The sequence below is a fragment of the Marivita sp. genome, assembly GCF_020055635.1.
Classification (GTDB): domain Bacteria; phylum Pseudomonadota; class Alphaproteobacteria; order Rhodobacterales; family Rhodobacteraceae; genus Marivita.
Window position 1 is genome coordinate 1 of record NZ_JAIPUT010000041.1, and the last position, 14514, is coordinate 14514.

Sequence of the window (14514 nt, forward strand, 5' to 3'; positions counted from 1 at the left end):
TGTTCCTTGGGGAATATTCCTCCACCGGCAATCCGGGCCTCAACTTCGCTCCGTGGCCGGTCGTGACCGCCGAGATCGTGAACGTGACATCGGAACGCACCGAGAATATCGGCGGCGGCCGCGGTGGCGGTGGCGGCGACGGTCTCATGCTGACCACGGATGCCAACATCGTGGATATCGATTTCCAGGTGGTCTGGAACATCAACGATCCGGCGAAACTGCTGTTCAATCTGCGCGATCCGCAGGTGACGGTGCAGGCGGTTTCCGAAGCGGTGATGCGCGAGATCATCGCGGCGACCAACCTGGCCCCGATCCTCAACCGGGACCGTGGTCTGATTGCCGATACCGCACGCGAGAACATCCAGGCGACGCTTGACGAATACGAAAGCGGGATCAGCATCGTCCGGGTCAACCTCGATACCGCCGACCCGCCCAGCGAAGTGATCGACGCCTTCCGCGAGGTCCAGGCCGCAGAACAGGAACGTGACCGGTTGCAACGCCAGGCCGACGCCTATGCGAACCGGGTGCTTGCGGAAGCGCGTGGTCAATCGGCACAGATCCTCGAAGAGGCCGAAGGCTACCGGGCACAGGTCGTGAACGAAGCCATCGGTGAGGCAAGCCGCTTCATCGCCGTGGCGCAGGAATTCAACGAGGCGCCGGAAGTCACCCAGCGCCGCCTGTATCTCGAAACGCTCGAACGGACGCTCGGAGATCTGGACAAGATCCTGCTGGACGAAACCGGCAGCGCCGCGGGGGGACAGGGCGTCTTGCCGTATCTGCCACTCAATGAACTACGCCGGTCCGGACAGACGGGCACGGGAGGGTCGAACTGATGCGTAAAACCGCTTACCTTCTTCCGATCGGCGTCATTGCCGTGGTCGGATTCCTGTCGTCGATCTTCATCGTCGATGAACGTGAAAAGGCGCTTGTCCTTCAATTCGGCCAGATCAAGCAGGTCGTCGAGGAGCCGGGACTGGGCTTCAAGCTTCCGATCATCCAGGAGGTCGTGCGCTATGACGGCCGCATCCTGTCGCTGGACACGGACACGATCGAAGTCACGCCGTCGGATGATCGACGCCTCGTGGTCGACGCCTTCACCCGCTACCGGATCGCCGATGTGGTCCAGTTCCGCCAGGCTGTCGGCATCGGCGGCACACGGGTGGCCGAAGACCGGCTGTCGTCGGTCCTGAACGCGCAGATCCGGGAAGTCCTGGGTGCCGATCAGGTGACATCCGACACGATCCTGTCACCTCAGCGGCGCCAGCTGGCCCTGCGCATCCGCGACCAGGCCCGCACCAGCGCGGCCGGCCTCGGGCTCGAGATCGTCGACGTGCGGCTCAAGCAGACCAACCTGCCGGAACAGAACCTGGCCGCGACCTTTGCCCGGATGCGGGCGGAACGCGAACGCGAGGCTGCGGACGAGATCGCCCGCGGTAACGAGGCCGCACAGCGCGTGCGCGCCGCCGCCGACCGGACCGTGGTCGAAACGGTGTCCAACGCGGAACGGGAAGCCAACATCACGCGCGGTGTGGCGGATGCGGAACGAAACAGCATCTATGCCGAAGCCTATGGCAGCAACCCCGAGTTCTTTGCCTTCTACCGGTCGCTCGAGGCGATGGAGGAGTCGCTGAACGCGGAAAACTCGACCCTCGTGTTTTCGCCCGAGAGCGAATTCCTGAGCCAGATGTTCGAAGTCATCCGGGCCGACGGCCTTGGCCGGGTGGACGTGCCGGATGTCGATATCGAGCGGCTGCGCGAACGGGCACCGGAGGCGACGATCTCTCCCGACCTGCCCGAAATGGAGCGGGAGCGGCTTGAAGAGCAGCTCGACGAACAGGAAGCGCAGGAAAACCGCAACGCCGGTGAGGACGCGACGAATTGATCGACACGCTGATCCTCGGGATTGCAATGGTTTTGATCGTGGAGGGGCTGGTGTACGCACTGGCCCCTTCGCTTGTGGAGCGGATGCTTGAAGCCATGCGCGCGATGCCGCTTGATCTGCGACGCTTGATTGGCGTGTCGGCGATTGCGGCCGGGGCCACCATGCTATGGATATTGCAGAGCTTTTGACGGCGTCGGTGCCGCCGGACCGCGTCACGCGCGGGTCACATAGTCTTGATACGCAGGTTTCCTGTTTGCGTGTTGCCCCGTCGCACCTACATTACCACAATATATGGCAGGCGGCGTCGATGCAGCCGCTTCAAAGACGAAGGAGTTTCCCTTGACCTCACAGGCAATTGCAATCGAACAGGATCGGTCGACGCCCTTGCGTCTGTTCTGGCTGACCTCGCTGTCGATGATCCTGATAGTCGCACAATCGCTGATGGCACATGCGCGCATGCCGGAAAGCTTTGCGGACCTGGCCGAGCAGATCAGCCCGTCCGTCGTGAACATCACCACCTCCACCACGGTTGCCGGCCGCACCGGTCCGCAGGGGATCGTCCCGGAAGGATCGCCGTTCGAAGACTTCTTCCGCGAATTCCAGGATCGCGGCGGGCAGGGCGACCGTCCGCGCCGCTCCTCGGCGCTCGGCTCCGGCTTCGTGATTTCCGAAGACGGGTACATCGTGACCAACAACCACGTCATCGAAGGCGCCGACGAGGTGCTGGTCGAATTCTTTTCGGGGCGGGAACTGCCGGCCGAGATCATCGGCACCGACCCCAATACCGACATCGCGCTCCTGAAGGTGACAAGCGACGAACCACTGCCCTTCGTCAGCTTCGGCGACAGTGACACCGCCCGCGTCGGTGATTGGGTCATGGCCATGGGCAACCCGCTTGGTCAGGGCTTCTCGGTCTCGGCAGGGATCGTTTCGGCCCGCAACCGTGCGCTCAGCGGCACCTATGACGACTACATCCAGACCGACGCCGCCATCAACCGCGGCAACTCGGGTGGGCCGCTGTTCAACATGGATGGCGACGTGATCGGCGTGAACACCGCGATCCTGTCGCCCAATGGCGGCTCGATCGGCATCGGCTTCTCGATGGCGTCGAACGTGGTGACCCGCGTGGTCGACCAGCTTCAGGAATTCGGTGAAACCCGCCGTGGCTGGCTCGGTGTCCGCATCCAGGACGTGACCGAAGACGTGGCCGAAGCGCTGGGCCTTGCCGACGCCAAGGGGGCGCTGGTCTCGGACGTGCCGGAAGGCCCCGCGATGGAAGCGGGCATGCAAGCCGGTGACGTGATTGTCAGCTTCGACGGCCGCGAGGTCGAGGACACCCGCGGTCTGGTGCGCCAGGTCGGCAACACCGCCGTCGGCAAGGCGGTGCGCGTGGTCGTGAATCGCGACGGTGAAACCCAGACGCTGCTGGTGACGCTGGGACGCCGCGAAGAGGCAGAGAGTGCCGTTCCGGCATCGCAGCCTAGCCCGGAAGAGGACGAAACGCCTCAGTCGCTGGACATGATGGGCCTGACCCTCAGCCCGCTCACCGACGAGATTCGCGCGCAACTCGAACTCGACGAAAACGCCGAAGGTCTGGCCGTGATGGATGTCGACGAGACCTCCGAAGCCTTCGAAAAGGGTCTGCGCGCTGGTGACGTGATCACCGAAGCCGGTCAGGCGCAGGTGTCGGTGCCCCGCGATCTGGAAGACCGCATCGCCGAGGCACAGGACGCTGGCCGCAAGTCGATCCTGCTGCTGGTCCGTCGTGCCGGTGATCCTCGCTTCGTGGCGCTGAACATCGAAGACACCGAGTAGGCAACACCCTGAGCGAACATGAAGAAAGGGCGCCGATCGTTTCGGCGCCCTTTCTCTATTCTATTGACGGAAGAAACGGATGCGACGACGCATCCGCCCGCGTCATCCCTTGGCGTAGCCCATGTCCTGAAGCGCCAGCTTGATCTCGTCGAGGATGGCCGGGTCGTCGATGGTGGCGGGCAGCTTGAACGCTTCGCCATCCGCGATCTTGACCATGGTCGCCCGCAGGATCTTGCCCGAGCGGGTCTTGGGCAAACGGTCCACCACCGCGCAGAGCTTGAATGCCGCGACAGGTCCGATCTTGTCCCGTACCAGCTTGACGCATTCCTTGGCGACCTCTTCATGCGGTCGGTTCACACCCTTGGTCAGGCAGACAAAGCCCATCGGCAACTGGCCCTTGAGCTGATCTGTGACGCCGATCACCGCGCATTCCGCCACGTCCGGATGTCCCGCCAGCACCTCTTCCATACCGCCGGTGGACAGGCGGTGGCCCGCGACGTTGATCACGTCATCGGTGCGCGCCATGATGTAGAGGTACCCGTCCTCGTCGATCATGCCTGCATCGCCGGTCTCGTAATAGCCGGGGAAATGCGACAGGTAGGATTTGCGGAACCGGTCCTCGGCGTTCCACAGCGTCGGCAGGGTGCCCGGCGGCAGCGGCAGCTTGACCGCGATGGCGCCCAGCTCTCCGGCCTTCATCGGATGGCCCGCCTCGTCGAGGATCTGCACGTCATAGCCGGGCATCGGCACCGAAGGTGATCCGATCTTGACCGGGAGCGCCTCGATTCCAGCCGGCATGCCGGCGATGGTCCAGCCGGTCTCGGTCTGCCACCAATGGTCGTAGACCGGTTTGCTGGTGACATTCATCGCCCATTCGATGGTGTCGGGATCGGCGCGTTCACCGGCAAGGTAGATCGCCTTGAGGCAGGACAGGTCGTATTTCCGGACGAATTCGCCCTGGGGATCGTCGCGCTTGACCGCGCGGAAGGCGGTCGGCGCGGTGAAGAAGCTGCGCACGTTGTGTTCGGAAATGATTCGCCAGAAGGTGCCCGCGTCGGGCGTTCCGATCGGCTTGCCCTCGAACACGATGGTGGTGTTGCCGTGAATGAGCGGCGCGTAGCAGATATAGCTGTGCCCCACGACCCAGCCCACGTCGGACGCGGCCCAGAAGACGTCACCGGGATCGACATTGTAGATGTTCTTCATCGACCAGTTCAGCGCCACAAGGTGGCCGCCGGTGTGACGGATGACGCCCTTGGGCGCGCCGGTGGTGCCGGAGGTATACAGGATATAGGCCGGGTGGTTGCCCTCGACGGGCACGCACTCGGCGGGCTCGACGCCGTACTGGAACCCGTGCCAGTCGACATCGCGACCCTCTTCGAGATGCGCCACTTCCTGTTCGCGCTGGAAGATCACGCAGAAATCGGGGGCGTGGGTGGCCTGTTCGATGGCCCCGTCCAGCAGCGGCTTGTAATGCACCACGCGGCCGGGTTCGACACCGCAGGAGGCGGCGATGATCGCCTTGGGTTTCGCGTCGTCGATGCGGACCGCCAGTTCGCTCGCGGCAAAGCCGCCGAACACCACCGAATGGATCGCGCCCAGCCGGGAACAGGCCAGCATCGCCTCGAGCGCCTCGGGCACCATCGGCATGTAGATGATGACGCGGTCGCCCTTCTCGATCCCCTTGGCGCGCAGCGCACCCGCCAGACGGGCCACGCGGTTGCGCAGTTCGGAATAGGTGATCTTGTGCACCGTGCCGGTGATCGGGCTGTCATAGATGATCGCAACCTGGCCGCCGCGCCCGGCCTCGACATGGCGGTCGACGGCGTTCCAGCAGGTGTTGGTCTTGCCGTCGGCGAACCATTCATAGAGGTTGTCACCGACCTCGAACAGCGCCTTGCTGGGCTTTTCGTCCCAGTCGATCGCCTCGGCGGCCTGCATCCAGAACCCTTCCGGATCCGACTTCCAGCTTTGATAGACGTCTTGATACCCCATCCCGATCTCCTCCTCTGACGTGTTGGACTTGGCCTACGGCGCGGGCGACCTTGCGGCAAGTCTCTCGATCAACCGCGCGGCAGATGGCCGCAAAAACTTTGCAGTTTCGGCGCTAACAGATTGCAAATTTTTGCAAACCCCCTGCAATTATGCAAAGATGAAGTGTTGACCGGCGTGTTTTGCAAAACTGCAAACTCCGTGATGCAAACTTGTCGGCCCTCCGAGTCGCGCATCACAGCTGGTCGCGGGGCGTCGCCAGAAGCCCCAGCCCCCGCGCCGATCGCATCGACAGCAGACCGCTGGGCAGGCCTCGGGCGCTCTGGTAGCGGCGCACCGCCTGCAGGGTGCGGACATCCATCTTTCCGGTGATCGGACCGCGGTACAGCCCGCGGGCTTCAAGCGCGCGCTGCAGCGTCGCGATGAGGTCCGGCGTCAACGCGGCGGGGCAGGGGGTTTCGAAGGTCAGTTCCTGCCGTTCGCGGGTGATCGCCTGCGCGGTTTCGGTCCGGTAGCGCGCCGGCGACAGGAGTGTGCCATCCTCGGCGAGGCGGGCCGGAGCGATTTCGATCTGGCGGGTGACGGTCTCGATCCTGGCGGGTGCCACGTCCCGCACCCAGCAGCTGTCCGGAGCGACGCCGGCCGGCGGGTCGATCCGGGCAGAGGAAAAATCGGGCACCGCAGGTTGCGCCGCGCCATTTCCGGAACCTTCGATGTCGGCACAGCCCGTCACAACGGCCAAGGCCACGGCCCACAGAGCCCGGGTCGCTGACGGGAAAGGGGTCACGGAGGGGGCGCGCCTGTTTGACTGTTTCTGCTGAGCCGCAGTCTAACCCGTTTGCGGGTCTGGTGAAAGCGCCTCTGGCCGATGTTCCGCTCGATCCTCCGGAGGGTCTTCGGGCGCAGGCGCCAGAAGCTGATCCAGCAGCGGCGAGATGTCCTCGATCACCTCGGCAATCACATGGATCACGTCGCCCTCGCTTTGCAACCGCCCGGTCACGCGCAACATCCGCCCGGCGATTACCGCACGGCGATGACGTTCATAAAGCTTGCGCCAGACGATGATGTTCACCGTGCCGGTCTCGTCCTCGAGCGTGAGGAAGATCACACCCTTGGCGGTGCCGGGGCGTTGCCGCAGGATGACCAGCCCCGCCACCGCGATCCGCGCATTGTCGGGCGGCACGCGCAGTTGCGACGCCGTCAGGCAGGACGGCGGCCGCGGCCAGTTGGTCTGGGTGGAGCGGGGCGTGACGACTCGCATGGGAACAAAAATAGAACATCTTGCGGGCGACGCAAGTCCCGCGCCTTGTGCGGTTTCCGGATCGTCCTGGCCGCAATGCCTGACGGGCATTTGACGCCGAAAGGGGCTGGCAGGTCGGCCTTTGCCAGACTAGGTAAGACACGACTTGTGAGACGGAGAGTGCTGGAATGGCAAAGATCACCTATATTGAGCATGGCGGCACGGAGCATGTCGTGGACGTGGCCAACGGTCTGACCGTGATGGAAGGCGCACGCGACAACGGCATTCCCGGCATCGAGGCGGATTGCGGCGGCGCCTGCGCCTGTTCGACCTGCCATGTCTATGTGCATCCCGACTGGGTGGCCAAGCTGCCGCCGAAGGAAGACATGGAGGAAGACATGCTCGATTTCGCCTATGAGCCGAATCCCGAGCGGTCGCGCCTGACCTGCCAGCTGAAAGTCTCTGACGCGCTGGACGGTCTTGTCGTGCAGATGCCTGAAAAGCAGATCTGAGCCCATGTCGGCGCCGCGTCGACTGTTGCGTCTGCTGCCGAAAGGCGTCGGTCTGACGCTGGCGCTCTTGGCGGCGTCGCAGGGGGCGGCGCAAGAGATCGTGTCGGCGCGCTTTGACGGGCCGACCACGCGCTATCCGCATGGCGTTCTGGGCGATGAGATCGAATATGACACGCTTGTGGCGCGGCTGAGCGACGGGCGCGAGATCGCCGTGCGCTGGGCCGAGGGCATCGTGTTCGAGGATCTGTCGCCGCGCAGGGTCGATGTCGATGGCGATGGCGCCCCCGAACTGGTGGTGGTCGAGAGCCACGAGACCCGGGGGGCGCGGCTGGCGGTTTGGGGGCTGGTCGATGGCGCGCTGGTGCAGTTGGCCGCCACACCGCATATCGGCACGCGGTTCCGCTGGCTTGCGCCGGTGGCGATTGCCGATCTGGATGGCGACGGAGCGGTGGAACTGGCCTATGTGGACCGGCCGCACCTGGCCAAGGTGTTGCGGGTCTGGCGCTATGCGGCAGGCGGGCGACTGACCGAGGTGGCGTCACTGGCCGGGCTGACAAATCACCGCATCGGCTGGGACTACATCGCGGGCGGGGTGCGTGACTGCGGGCAGGGGCCGGAGATGGTGCTGGCGGATGCAGACTGGTCGGACATCGCGGCCGTGCGCTTTGATGGCACCTCGCTGACGCGGCGGATTCTGGGACCGTACGGTGCCGAGGCCTTGGAGCGCGCTCTGGACTGTTGAGCGGGAAGCGCCTTCGAAGGCGCTTTCCTGCATTTTCGAAAATGCAGCCAAGGGCGTTCGAACGCCCTTGCCGTCAGGCCTCCTCGAGCTGCGCCATGACCTCGTCGGAGGCTTCGAAATTGGTGGTGACGCGCTGCACGTCGTCATCGTCTTCCAGCGCATCCACAAGCTTCATCAGCGATTGCATGCCGTCGAGGTCAAGCTCGGTCGTGGTGGTCGGCTTCCAGACCAGCTTGGTCGAATCCGACTCGCCCAAGTCCGCCTCGAGCGCGGTGGCGACCTCGTTCAGGTCGGTGTCCGTGCACCAGATCACGTGACCGTCCTCGGTCGATTCCACATCCTCGGCCCCGGCTTCGATCGCGGCCATCATCACCGTGTCTGCGTCGCCCACGCTGGCGGGGTAGGTGATTTCGCCCTTGCGGTCGAACATGAAGCCCACGGAGCCGGTTTCGCCCAGGTTGCCGCCGTTCTTGGTGAAGGTCGAGCGGACCGTCGAGGCCGTCCGGTTGCGGTTGTCGGTCATTGCCTCGACGATCACCGCCACCCCGTTGGGTCCGTAGCCCTCATACCGGATTTCCTCGTAGTCCTCGCCCTCGCCGCCGGACGCCTTCTTGATGGCGCGTTCGATGTTGTCCTTGGGCATGGAGTTGGACTTGGCTTCCTTGATCGCCAGGCGCAGGCGCGGGTTCTTGTCGGGATCGGGGTCGCCCATCTTGGCGGCGACGGTGATTTCCTTGGAGAACTTGGAAAAGAGCTTGGCACGCATCTTGTCCTGACGCCCCTTGCGGTGCTGGATGTTTGCCCATTTGGAATGGCCGGCCATGATGTCTGGTCCTTGATTGTCGGAGATCGAGAGGTTTTGGCGTCTTTACCGCAGAAGGCGGGGCGGGAACAAGTTGCGTTTTCGTGCTTTGCGCGCCGGGTGGCATTGGGTATGAGACCCGGGTGAAACCGTTCCTGATCCTGCAATTGCGCCCCGAGGCCGAGGCCAGCGATGGCGAATACGCGGCGTTTCTCGCCAAGGGCGGGCTGTCGGAGGCGCAGGTGCATCGCGTCTGCCTCGACCGGGAGCCGCTGCCCGACGGGGTGCAGCTTTCCGATTATGCCGGGGTCATCGTCGGCGGCGGGCCGGGCTGCGTGTCGGATGATCCGGCGGGCAAGGACCCGGTGGAGGCGCGGATCGAGGCGGACATCCTGTCGCTCATGCCCGAAATCACCGCCCGCGATGTCCCGTTCCTGGGATGCTGCTACGGCATCGGCATCCTGGGGCATCACCTGGGCGCCGAGGTGTCGAAGCGGCGCTACGGCGAACCGGTGGGGCCGGTGACCTGCCGCGTGACGCCAGACGGCGCCGTTGACCCGTTGGTCGCGGGGCTGCCGGGGGTCTTCGATGCCTTTGTCGGCCACAAGGAAGCGGTGCAGGAATTGCCCGAGGGGTGCGTGCACCTGCTGGCCTCGGACCCGTGCCCCTTTCAGATGATCCGTCACGGGCGCAATGTCTATGCCACGCAATTCCACCCCGAGGCCGATGCCGGCGTGTTCGAGGACCGCATCCGGATCTACCGTCACAAGGGCTATTTCGCGCCCGAGACGGCGGATGATCTCGTTGCCATGTGCCATGCCAGCGATGTGACGGTGCCGGTCGAGATCCTGCGGCGTTTCGTGGCGCGCTACGGCAGCCGCTAGGCGGGGAAGCGGTTTCGAAACCGCTTGCAAGGCGCTTCGAAGCGCCTTCGCGCCCGGCTTACAGCGGCCAGATCAGCGGGATCAGCGCCGAGGCGAGCATGCCCACGGTCAGGTTCAGCGGCACGCCGACCTTCAGGAAATCCGAGAACGCATAGCCGCCCGGGCCGTAGACCAGCGTGTTGGTCTGGTACCCGATGGGCGTCGCAAAGGAACAGGACGCCGCCACCATCACCGCCACCACCAGCGGCCTCGGATCGAGCCCCATGGTCTGCGCCAGCCCGATGGCGATCGGCGTCACCACCACCGCAACCGCATTGTTGCTGACCAGTTCGGTGAGGACGCTGGTCAGCAGGTAGATCACCCAGACGATGACCCAGGGCGGCAGGTTCATCATGTAGGGCGCCAGCCCTTCAACGATGAGGGTCACCGCGCCCGAGGCTTCGAGTGCCGCACCGATGGCGAGCATGGCGAAGATCAGTGCCAGCAACTGTCCCTCGACGAAGGAAAACGCCTCGTCCGAATCCACGCATCTGGTCAGCAGCACCACCGCCACCGCGATGATTGCGAGCGCCAGGATCGGGGCCACGCCAAGCGCCGCCAGAAGCACAAGCCCGGCCAGCGCGGCGATGGCGATGGGGGCATGGCTGCGCCGATAGGCGCGGGCCGAGGGCTTGGCGACATCGACGAGGTTGAGTTCTTCCGCCATCCGCTGGATGTCCTCGGGCGCGCCTTCGAGCAGCAGGGTGTCGCCGACCCGCACCACCAGGTCGTCCAGCTGCCGGCCGATATTCTGGTTCCGCCGATGCACCGCCAGCGGGTAGACGCCGTAGCGCCGCCGCAGCCGCATCGCGCCCAGACGGCGGCCGACCATCTTGCAGACCGGCGTGATCAGCACTTCGACCGTGGTGGTCTCCACTGCCGAGACCTGATCCACCCGGCGCAGTTCCTTGTTGTTCTGCAGGCTCAGCAGTTCGGTCATCTGGGTGCGCAGCACCACCCGGTCCCCGACCTGGAGCAGCACCCCGTCAAGGTCGCGCCGCAGCGACGCATCGCCCCGGACCACGTCGATCAGGCGCACGCCATCGCGTTTGAAGAGCTGTACGCTCAGGACCTCGCGGCCGATCAGGTTGCTGTCGGGCGGGATCACCGCTTCGGTGAAGAACTTCATCTTCGAGCGGTCCGACAGCATCGCCGCCATGCTGGTGCGCTCGGGCAGCAGGTAGCGCCCGACGGCCCAGAGATAGAACATGCCCCAGGCGACCAGAAAGATGGCCAGCGGCGTGACTTCGAAGATGCCGAAGGGCGCAAGCCCCTGCGATCGCGCGACGCCATCCACCAGCAGGTTGGTGGATGTCCCGATCAGGGTCAACGTGCCGCCCAGGATCGACGCATAGCTGAGCGGAATGAGCAGCTTGGAGGGCGCCACGCCGAGCGTCTTGGACAACTGCACGAAGAGCGGCAGCATCACAACCACAACCGGCGTGTTGTTCATGAAGGCCGAGCCGAGGATCACCACCGCAAGGATGCCCGCCATGGCGCGTTTCGGACTTTTCTGCGCGGCGCTTTGCGCGGTGGTCGTGACGGCCGCGAGGGCGCCGGTCCGCACCAGCGCGCCCATCACCAGGAACATTGCGGCGATGGTCCAGGGGGCCGGGTTGGCAAGCACGTCGAGCGCATCCGCGTAAGGCAGGATGCCCGTCGCCAGAAGTACGCCGACGCCGCCGATGGCGACCACTTCCGTTGGGTAGGTCTCGCGCACGAAAAGGGCGAACATCACCATCACGGTGCCCAGGGCGATCAGCGCCTGCTGGGTCTGGCTGATGTCGAAAATGGCGGTCAGCACAGTCCGGTAATCCCTGGTGTCATGTCAGGCCACCTTGACGCTGTTGACGCGACGGGACAAGCCCGGCTTTGGGCCGGGCTGCACCGGCTCCAGCCCACTTCGGCCGCCGCGCCTGGAAGGGTGTTCCAGGACAGGATGCCGAAAGGGCGACAGCCCTCGCTCAGTGTGGCCAGCAGCTGGGTCGCGTCGCGGGCCGGCCCTGAAGACATCAGCCCGCTCGGCGGGAGACGGCATGTCATGGCGCGCTCGGCTGCAGGCGTCCGCCATCGCGGATCATGTGGATCGCGGTCGCCTTGCCGGTCCGGTCGTCGGTGTCCACCAGCACGCCCGACAGCGTCGCTTCGTCCAGCGCGGGCTGGAACCGGCCCTTGCTCATGCCGGTGACGAAGCGGCGCATCGGTTCGGCCTTGTCCATGCCGATGACCGAATTGTAGTCGCCGCACATGCCCGCATCGGTCAGGTACCCGGTGCCTCCGGGCAGGATCTGCGCATCGCCGGTGGGCACATGGGTGTGGGTGCCGACGACAAGGCTGGCGCGGCCGTCGCAGAAATGGCCCATGCCCATCTTCTCCGAGGTCGCCTCGCAATGCATGTCGACAAGCACCATCTGCGCCTGACCGCCCAGGGGATGCGCGCGCAGCACGGCGTCCACCGCCGAGAAGGGGTCGTCGAAGGCGCGTTTCATGAAGACTTGGCCCAGCACCTGCAACACGAGGATCTTGCGCCCGCGCGCATCGGTGAACAGGCGATGGCCGCGACCCGGCGCGACCTTGGCAAAATTCAGCGGCCGCAGGATGCGCGGCTCGGTTTCGATATAGGACAGCATGTCCTTCTGGTCGAAGGCGTGGTCTCCCAGGGTCAGGCAATCGACACCGGCCTTGAGCATGGCCTCGGCATGGGCTCCGGACAGGCCGACCCCGCTCGAGGCGTTTTCGCCGTTCACGACGCAGAAATCGACCTTGAGCCGGTCGCGCAGGGCGGGCAGCCGGTCGGTGATCGCAGCGCGTCCGGCGCGCCCCATGATGTCGCCAAGAAAGAGTGTTCTCATGGGATACGGCTTAGAGCGACGTCGGTGGAAAGCAAAGGGGCAAAGCTTGGTGATCGGGCAACGCGTTTCGAAACGCGTTGCAAAAGCCAATTCGAATTGGCTTGGAAGCGGCTTCGAAGCCGCTTGCCCCAAGCGATTTCGAAATCGCTTGACTGCGCACGGGTCCGGATCAGAACAACGATCCCTGTTCCGGCGGCCTGGTCCTGGCCTTCGTCGCGGGTTTCGCCCCGGCCGCGCCCACCGTCATGCGCCCGTCGGCAAATTCGATCTCGAGCGCCGTGGCCTTCTGCGCGGCCTTCTGCGTTGTCACCACCGCGCCGTCGCCGCGCACCACGGCATATCCGCGCTTGAGCGTTTCCTTGTAGCCCAGCGTTTCGCGCAGCCGGTCCAGCGCGTCGATCCGGGTGCGCCATTCCCTGATCTGGCTCTCGCCCGCGCCGGACAGGCGGCGGGTCAGCATGTCGAGACGCTCGCGCTTGGCGGCCAGATCGCGCTGGATCGGATTGATCGACAGCCGGTCGGCGCGACGCGCCAAGGCGTCCCGCTTGGTCTGGATGGCGCGGTTGAGGCAGGGCGAGAGCCGGTCGCCGCACTGCGCCAGGCGGCGTCGCTGTTCGGCCAGGGCGCGGGTCAGCAGGGAGGGGCGCAAGGAGGCAGCCGCCTCGATGAGCCGCCCGCGCCGCAGGTCGACCGACCGGGTCAGAGCCCGCGGCAGGCGGTCGGCCATCAGGTCGAGCCGCTGGGTCGGTCCCGCCATCAGCGCGTCGGCGCGCGGCAGGGCGCGCGCCAGGTCGCGCAGGCGCTGGTCGCGGGTCTGCATCCGCTGCGACACCGCGCGCACCATCCGGGCCTGTTGATCCCCCACCCAACCCAGCAATTCGAGCCGCACCGGCACCGCGATTTCCGCCGCCGCCGTGGGCGTGGGGGCGCGCTGGTCTGACACGAAGTCGATCAGCGTTGTGTCGGTCTCGTGTCCCACCGCCGAGATCAGCGGAATGTCCGACTCCGCGGCGGCGCGGGCGACGATCTCCTCGTTGAAGCCCCACAGGTCCTCGATGCTGCCGCCGCCGCGCGCCACGATCAGAAGATCGGGCCGGGGCAGGGCGCCGCCGAGAGACAGCGCGTTGAACCCGGCGATGGCGCGCGCTACTTCGGGCGCACAGGCCGCGCCCTGCACCGCCACCGGCCAGATCAGCACCTTGCGCGGAAACCGGTCGCGCAGCCGGTGCAGGATGTCGCGGATCACCGCCCCCGAGGGCGAGGTGATGACGCCGATCACATCCGGCAGGTAGGGCAGCCGTTTCTTGCGCGCCGGATCGAACAGCCCTTCGGCGGCCAGCGCCTTCTTGCGCTTCTCCAGCATCGCCATCAGCGCGCCTTCGCCGGCGACCGTCACCTCATCGACATTCAGGTTGTATTTCGACTGTCCGCCAAACGCCGTCATCCGCCCGGTAACAACCACCTCCAGCCCTTCCTCGGGCACGACCGACAATTGGGACACCTGGCCTTTCCAGGTGGTGCAGGCCAGCACGTTCCGGTCATCCTTGACGTCGTAATAGAGATGCCCCGACCGTGCGGTAAAGACGCGGCCAACCTCGCCGCGCACGCGAATGCGGCCGAACTGGTCCTCCAGCGATTTCTTCACCGCGCCCGAGACTTCGGACACGGTGTATTCCGGCAGGTTCTGCCCCGGACGGGGGTCGTCGATCAGGTCGGACACGGCTCGCCTCGCTTGCGCTTCGCTCATCCCGACC

At 65.4% G+C, this 14514-nt stretch carries 14 protein-coding genes; 7 read left to right on the forward strand and 7 right to left on the reverse strand.

All coding sequences use genetic code 11. From position 1 onward, the window contains the following. The 4 genes from hflK to LCF60_RS16875 form a co-directional block, all read left to right on the forward strand. A partial coding sequence (gene hflK, locus LCF60_RS16860; RefSeq protein ID WP_292293338.1) for an FtsH protease activity modulator HflK occupies nucleotides 1-833 on the forward strand: 833 nt, incomplete at its 5' end. Then, nucleotides 833-1882, forward strand: coding sequence for a protease modulator HflC (locus LCF60_RS16865; protein WP_292293340.1), 1050 nt, complete (start codon nucleotides 833-835; stop codon nucleotides 1880-1882). The genes hflK and LCF60_RS16865, both read left to right, overlap by 1 nt. Continuing rightward, nucleotides 1882-2070: a DUF2065 domain-containing protein gene (locus LCF60_RS16870; protein ID WP_292293389.1), complete on the forward strand. Its 189-nt coding sequence runs from the start codon at nucleotides 1882-1884 to the stop codon at nucleotides 2068-2070. The genes LCF60_RS16865 and LCF60_RS16870 overlap by 1 nt, the downstream gene beginning before the upstream one ends. A 103-nt stretch (nucleotides 2071-2173) precedes the next feature. Then, the gene (locus LCF60_RS16875) at nucleotides 2174-3697 is read left to right on the forward strand and encodes a DegQ family serine endoprotease (protein ID WP_292293342.1); all 1524 of its coding nucleotides are present in this window, start codon (nucleotides 2174-2176) and stop codon (nucleotides 3695-3697) included. Nucleotides 3698-3799: 102 nt separating this feature from the next. On the opposite strand, the gene prpE is transcribed toward LCF60_RS16875, so the two are convergent. From prpE to LCF60_RS16890, 3 genes are all read right to left on the reverse strand, one after another. Continuing rightward, nucleotides 3800-5692: a propionate-CoA ligase PrpE gene (gene prpE / locus LCF60_RS16880; RefSeq protein ID WP_292293344.1), complete on the reverse strand. Its 1893-nt coding sequence runs from the start codon at nucleotides 5690-5692 to the stop codon at nucleotides 3800-3802. Between the two features lie 232 nt (nucleotides 5693-5924). Beyond that, nucleotides 5925-6476: a peptidoglycan-binding domain-containing protein gene (locus LCF60_RS16885; protein WP_292293345.1), complete on the reverse strand. Its 552-nt coding sequence runs from the start codon at nucleotides 6474-6476 to the stop codon at nucleotides 5925-5927. Nucleotides 6477-6518: 42 nt separating this feature from the next. Then, complete coding sequence (locus LCF60_RS16890; protein ID WP_292293346.1) at nucleotides 6519-6950, reverse strand: OB-fold nucleic acid binding domain-containing protein; 432 nt, start codon at nucleotides 6948-6950, stop codon at nucleotides 6519-6521. A gap of 167 nt (nucleotides 6951-7117) precedes the next feature. On the opposite strand from LCF60_RS16890, the gene LCF60_RS16895 reads away from it, so the two are divergent. Both LCF60_RS16895 and LCF60_RS16900 read left to right on the forward strand, forming a co-directional pair. Further along, complete coding sequence (locus LCF60_RS16895; RefSeq protein ID WP_292293347.1) at nucleotides 7118-7441, forward strand: 2Fe-2S iron-sulfur cluster-binding protein; 324 nt, start codon at nucleotides 7118-7120, stop codon at nucleotides 7439-7441. A 4-nt stretch (nucleotides 7442-7445) separates the two neighbouring features. Continuing rightward, nucleotides 7446-8183 (forward strand): VCBS repeat-containing protein, encoded by a 738-nt coding sequence (locus LCF60_RS16900; RefSeq protein WP_292293348.1) that lies wholly within the window; start codon nucleotides 7446-7448, stop codon nucleotides 8181-8183. A gap of 73 nt (nucleotides 8184-8256) precedes the next feature. Here LCF60_RS16900 and LCF60_RS16905 read toward each other — a convergent pair whose 3' ends face one another. Continuing rightward, the gene (locus LCF60_RS16905) at nucleotides 8257-9006 is read right to left on the reverse strand and encodes a YebC/PmpR family DNA-binding transcriptional regulator (RefSeq protein ID WP_292293349.1); all 750 of its coding nucleotides are present in this window, start codon (nucleotides 9004-9006) and stop codon (nucleotides 8257-8259) included. A 122-nt stretch (nucleotides 9007-9128) separates the two neighbouring features. Between LCF60_RS16905 and LCF60_RS16910 the strand changes: the two genes are divergently transcribed. Further along, nucleotides 9129-9869: a glutamine amidotransferase gene (locus LCF60_RS16910; RefSeq protein WP_292293350.1), complete on the forward strand. Its 741-nt coding sequence runs from the start codon at nucleotides 9129-9131 to the stop codon at nucleotides 9867-9869. 58 nt (nucleotides 9870-9927) lie between these two features. On the opposite strand, the gene LCF60_RS16915 is transcribed toward LCF60_RS16910, so the two are convergent. The 3 genes from LCF60_RS16915 to xseA form a co-directional block, all read right to left on the reverse strand. After that, nucleotides 9928-11649 carry an SLC13 family permease gene (locus LCF60_RS16915; RefSeq protein WP_292293391.1) on the reverse strand — a complete coding sequence of 574 codons (1722 nt, stop codon included), beginning with the start codon at nucleotides 11647-11649 and terminating at the stop codon, nucleotides 9928-9930. Between the two features lie 298 nt (nucleotides 11650-11947). Continuing rightward, on the reverse strand, nucleotides 11948-12760 hold the full coding sequence (locus LCF60_RS16920) for a TIGR00282 family metallophosphoesterase (RefSeq protein WP_292293352.1): 813 nt from the start codon (nucleotides 12758-12760) through the stop codon (nucleotides 11948-11950). 169 nt (nucleotides 12761-12929) lie between these two features. Then, nucleotides 12930-14480 (reverse strand): exodeoxyribonuclease VII large subunit, encoded by a 1551-nt coding sequence (gene xseA / locus LCF60_RS16925; protein ID WP_292293393.1) that lies wholly within the window; start codon nucleotides 14478-14480, stop codon nucleotides 12930-12932. Nucleotides 14481-14514: the final 34 nt, after the last annotated feature.

Bases quoted from the DNA above. Each gene is read 5' to 3' on its own strand.
- LCF60_RS16915 (WP_292293391.1), bottom strand. From the start codon at position 11,649: ATGGTGATGTTCGCCCTTTTCGTGCGCGAGACCTACCCAACGGAAGTG.
- prpE (WP_292293344.1), bottom strand. From the start codon at position 5,692: ATGGGGTATCAAGACGTCTATCAAAGCTGGAAGTCGGATCCGGAAGGG.
- LCF60_RS16875 (WP_292293342.1), top strand. From the start codon at position 2,174: ATGGCAGGCGGCGTCGATGCAGCCGCTTCAAAGACGAAGGAGTTTCCC.
- LCF60_RS16890 (WP_292293346.1), bottom strand. From the start codon at position 6,950: ATGCGAGTCGTCACGCCCCGCTCCACCCAGACCAACTGGCCGCGGCCG.
- LCF60_RS16865 (WP_292293340.1), top strand. From the start codon at position 833: ATGCGTAAAACCGCTTACCTTCTTCCGATCGGCGTCATTGCCGTGGTC.
- LCF60_RS16895 (WP_292293347.1), top strand. From the start codon at position 7,118: ATGGCAAAGATCACCTATATTGAGCATGGCGGCACGGAGCATGTCGTG.
- LCF60_RS16900 (WP_292293348.1), top strand. From the start codon at position 7,446: ATGTCGGCGCCGCGTCGACTGTTGCGTCTGCTGCCGAAAGGCGTCGGT.
- LCF60_RS16920 (WP_292293352.1), bottom strand. From the start codon at position 12,760: ATGAGAACACTCTTTCTTGGCGACATCATGGGGCGCGCCGGACGCGCT.
- LCF60_RS16905 (WP_292293349.1), bottom strand. From the start codon at position 9,006: ATGGCCGGCCATTCCAAATGGGCAAACATCCAGCACCGCAAGGGGCGT.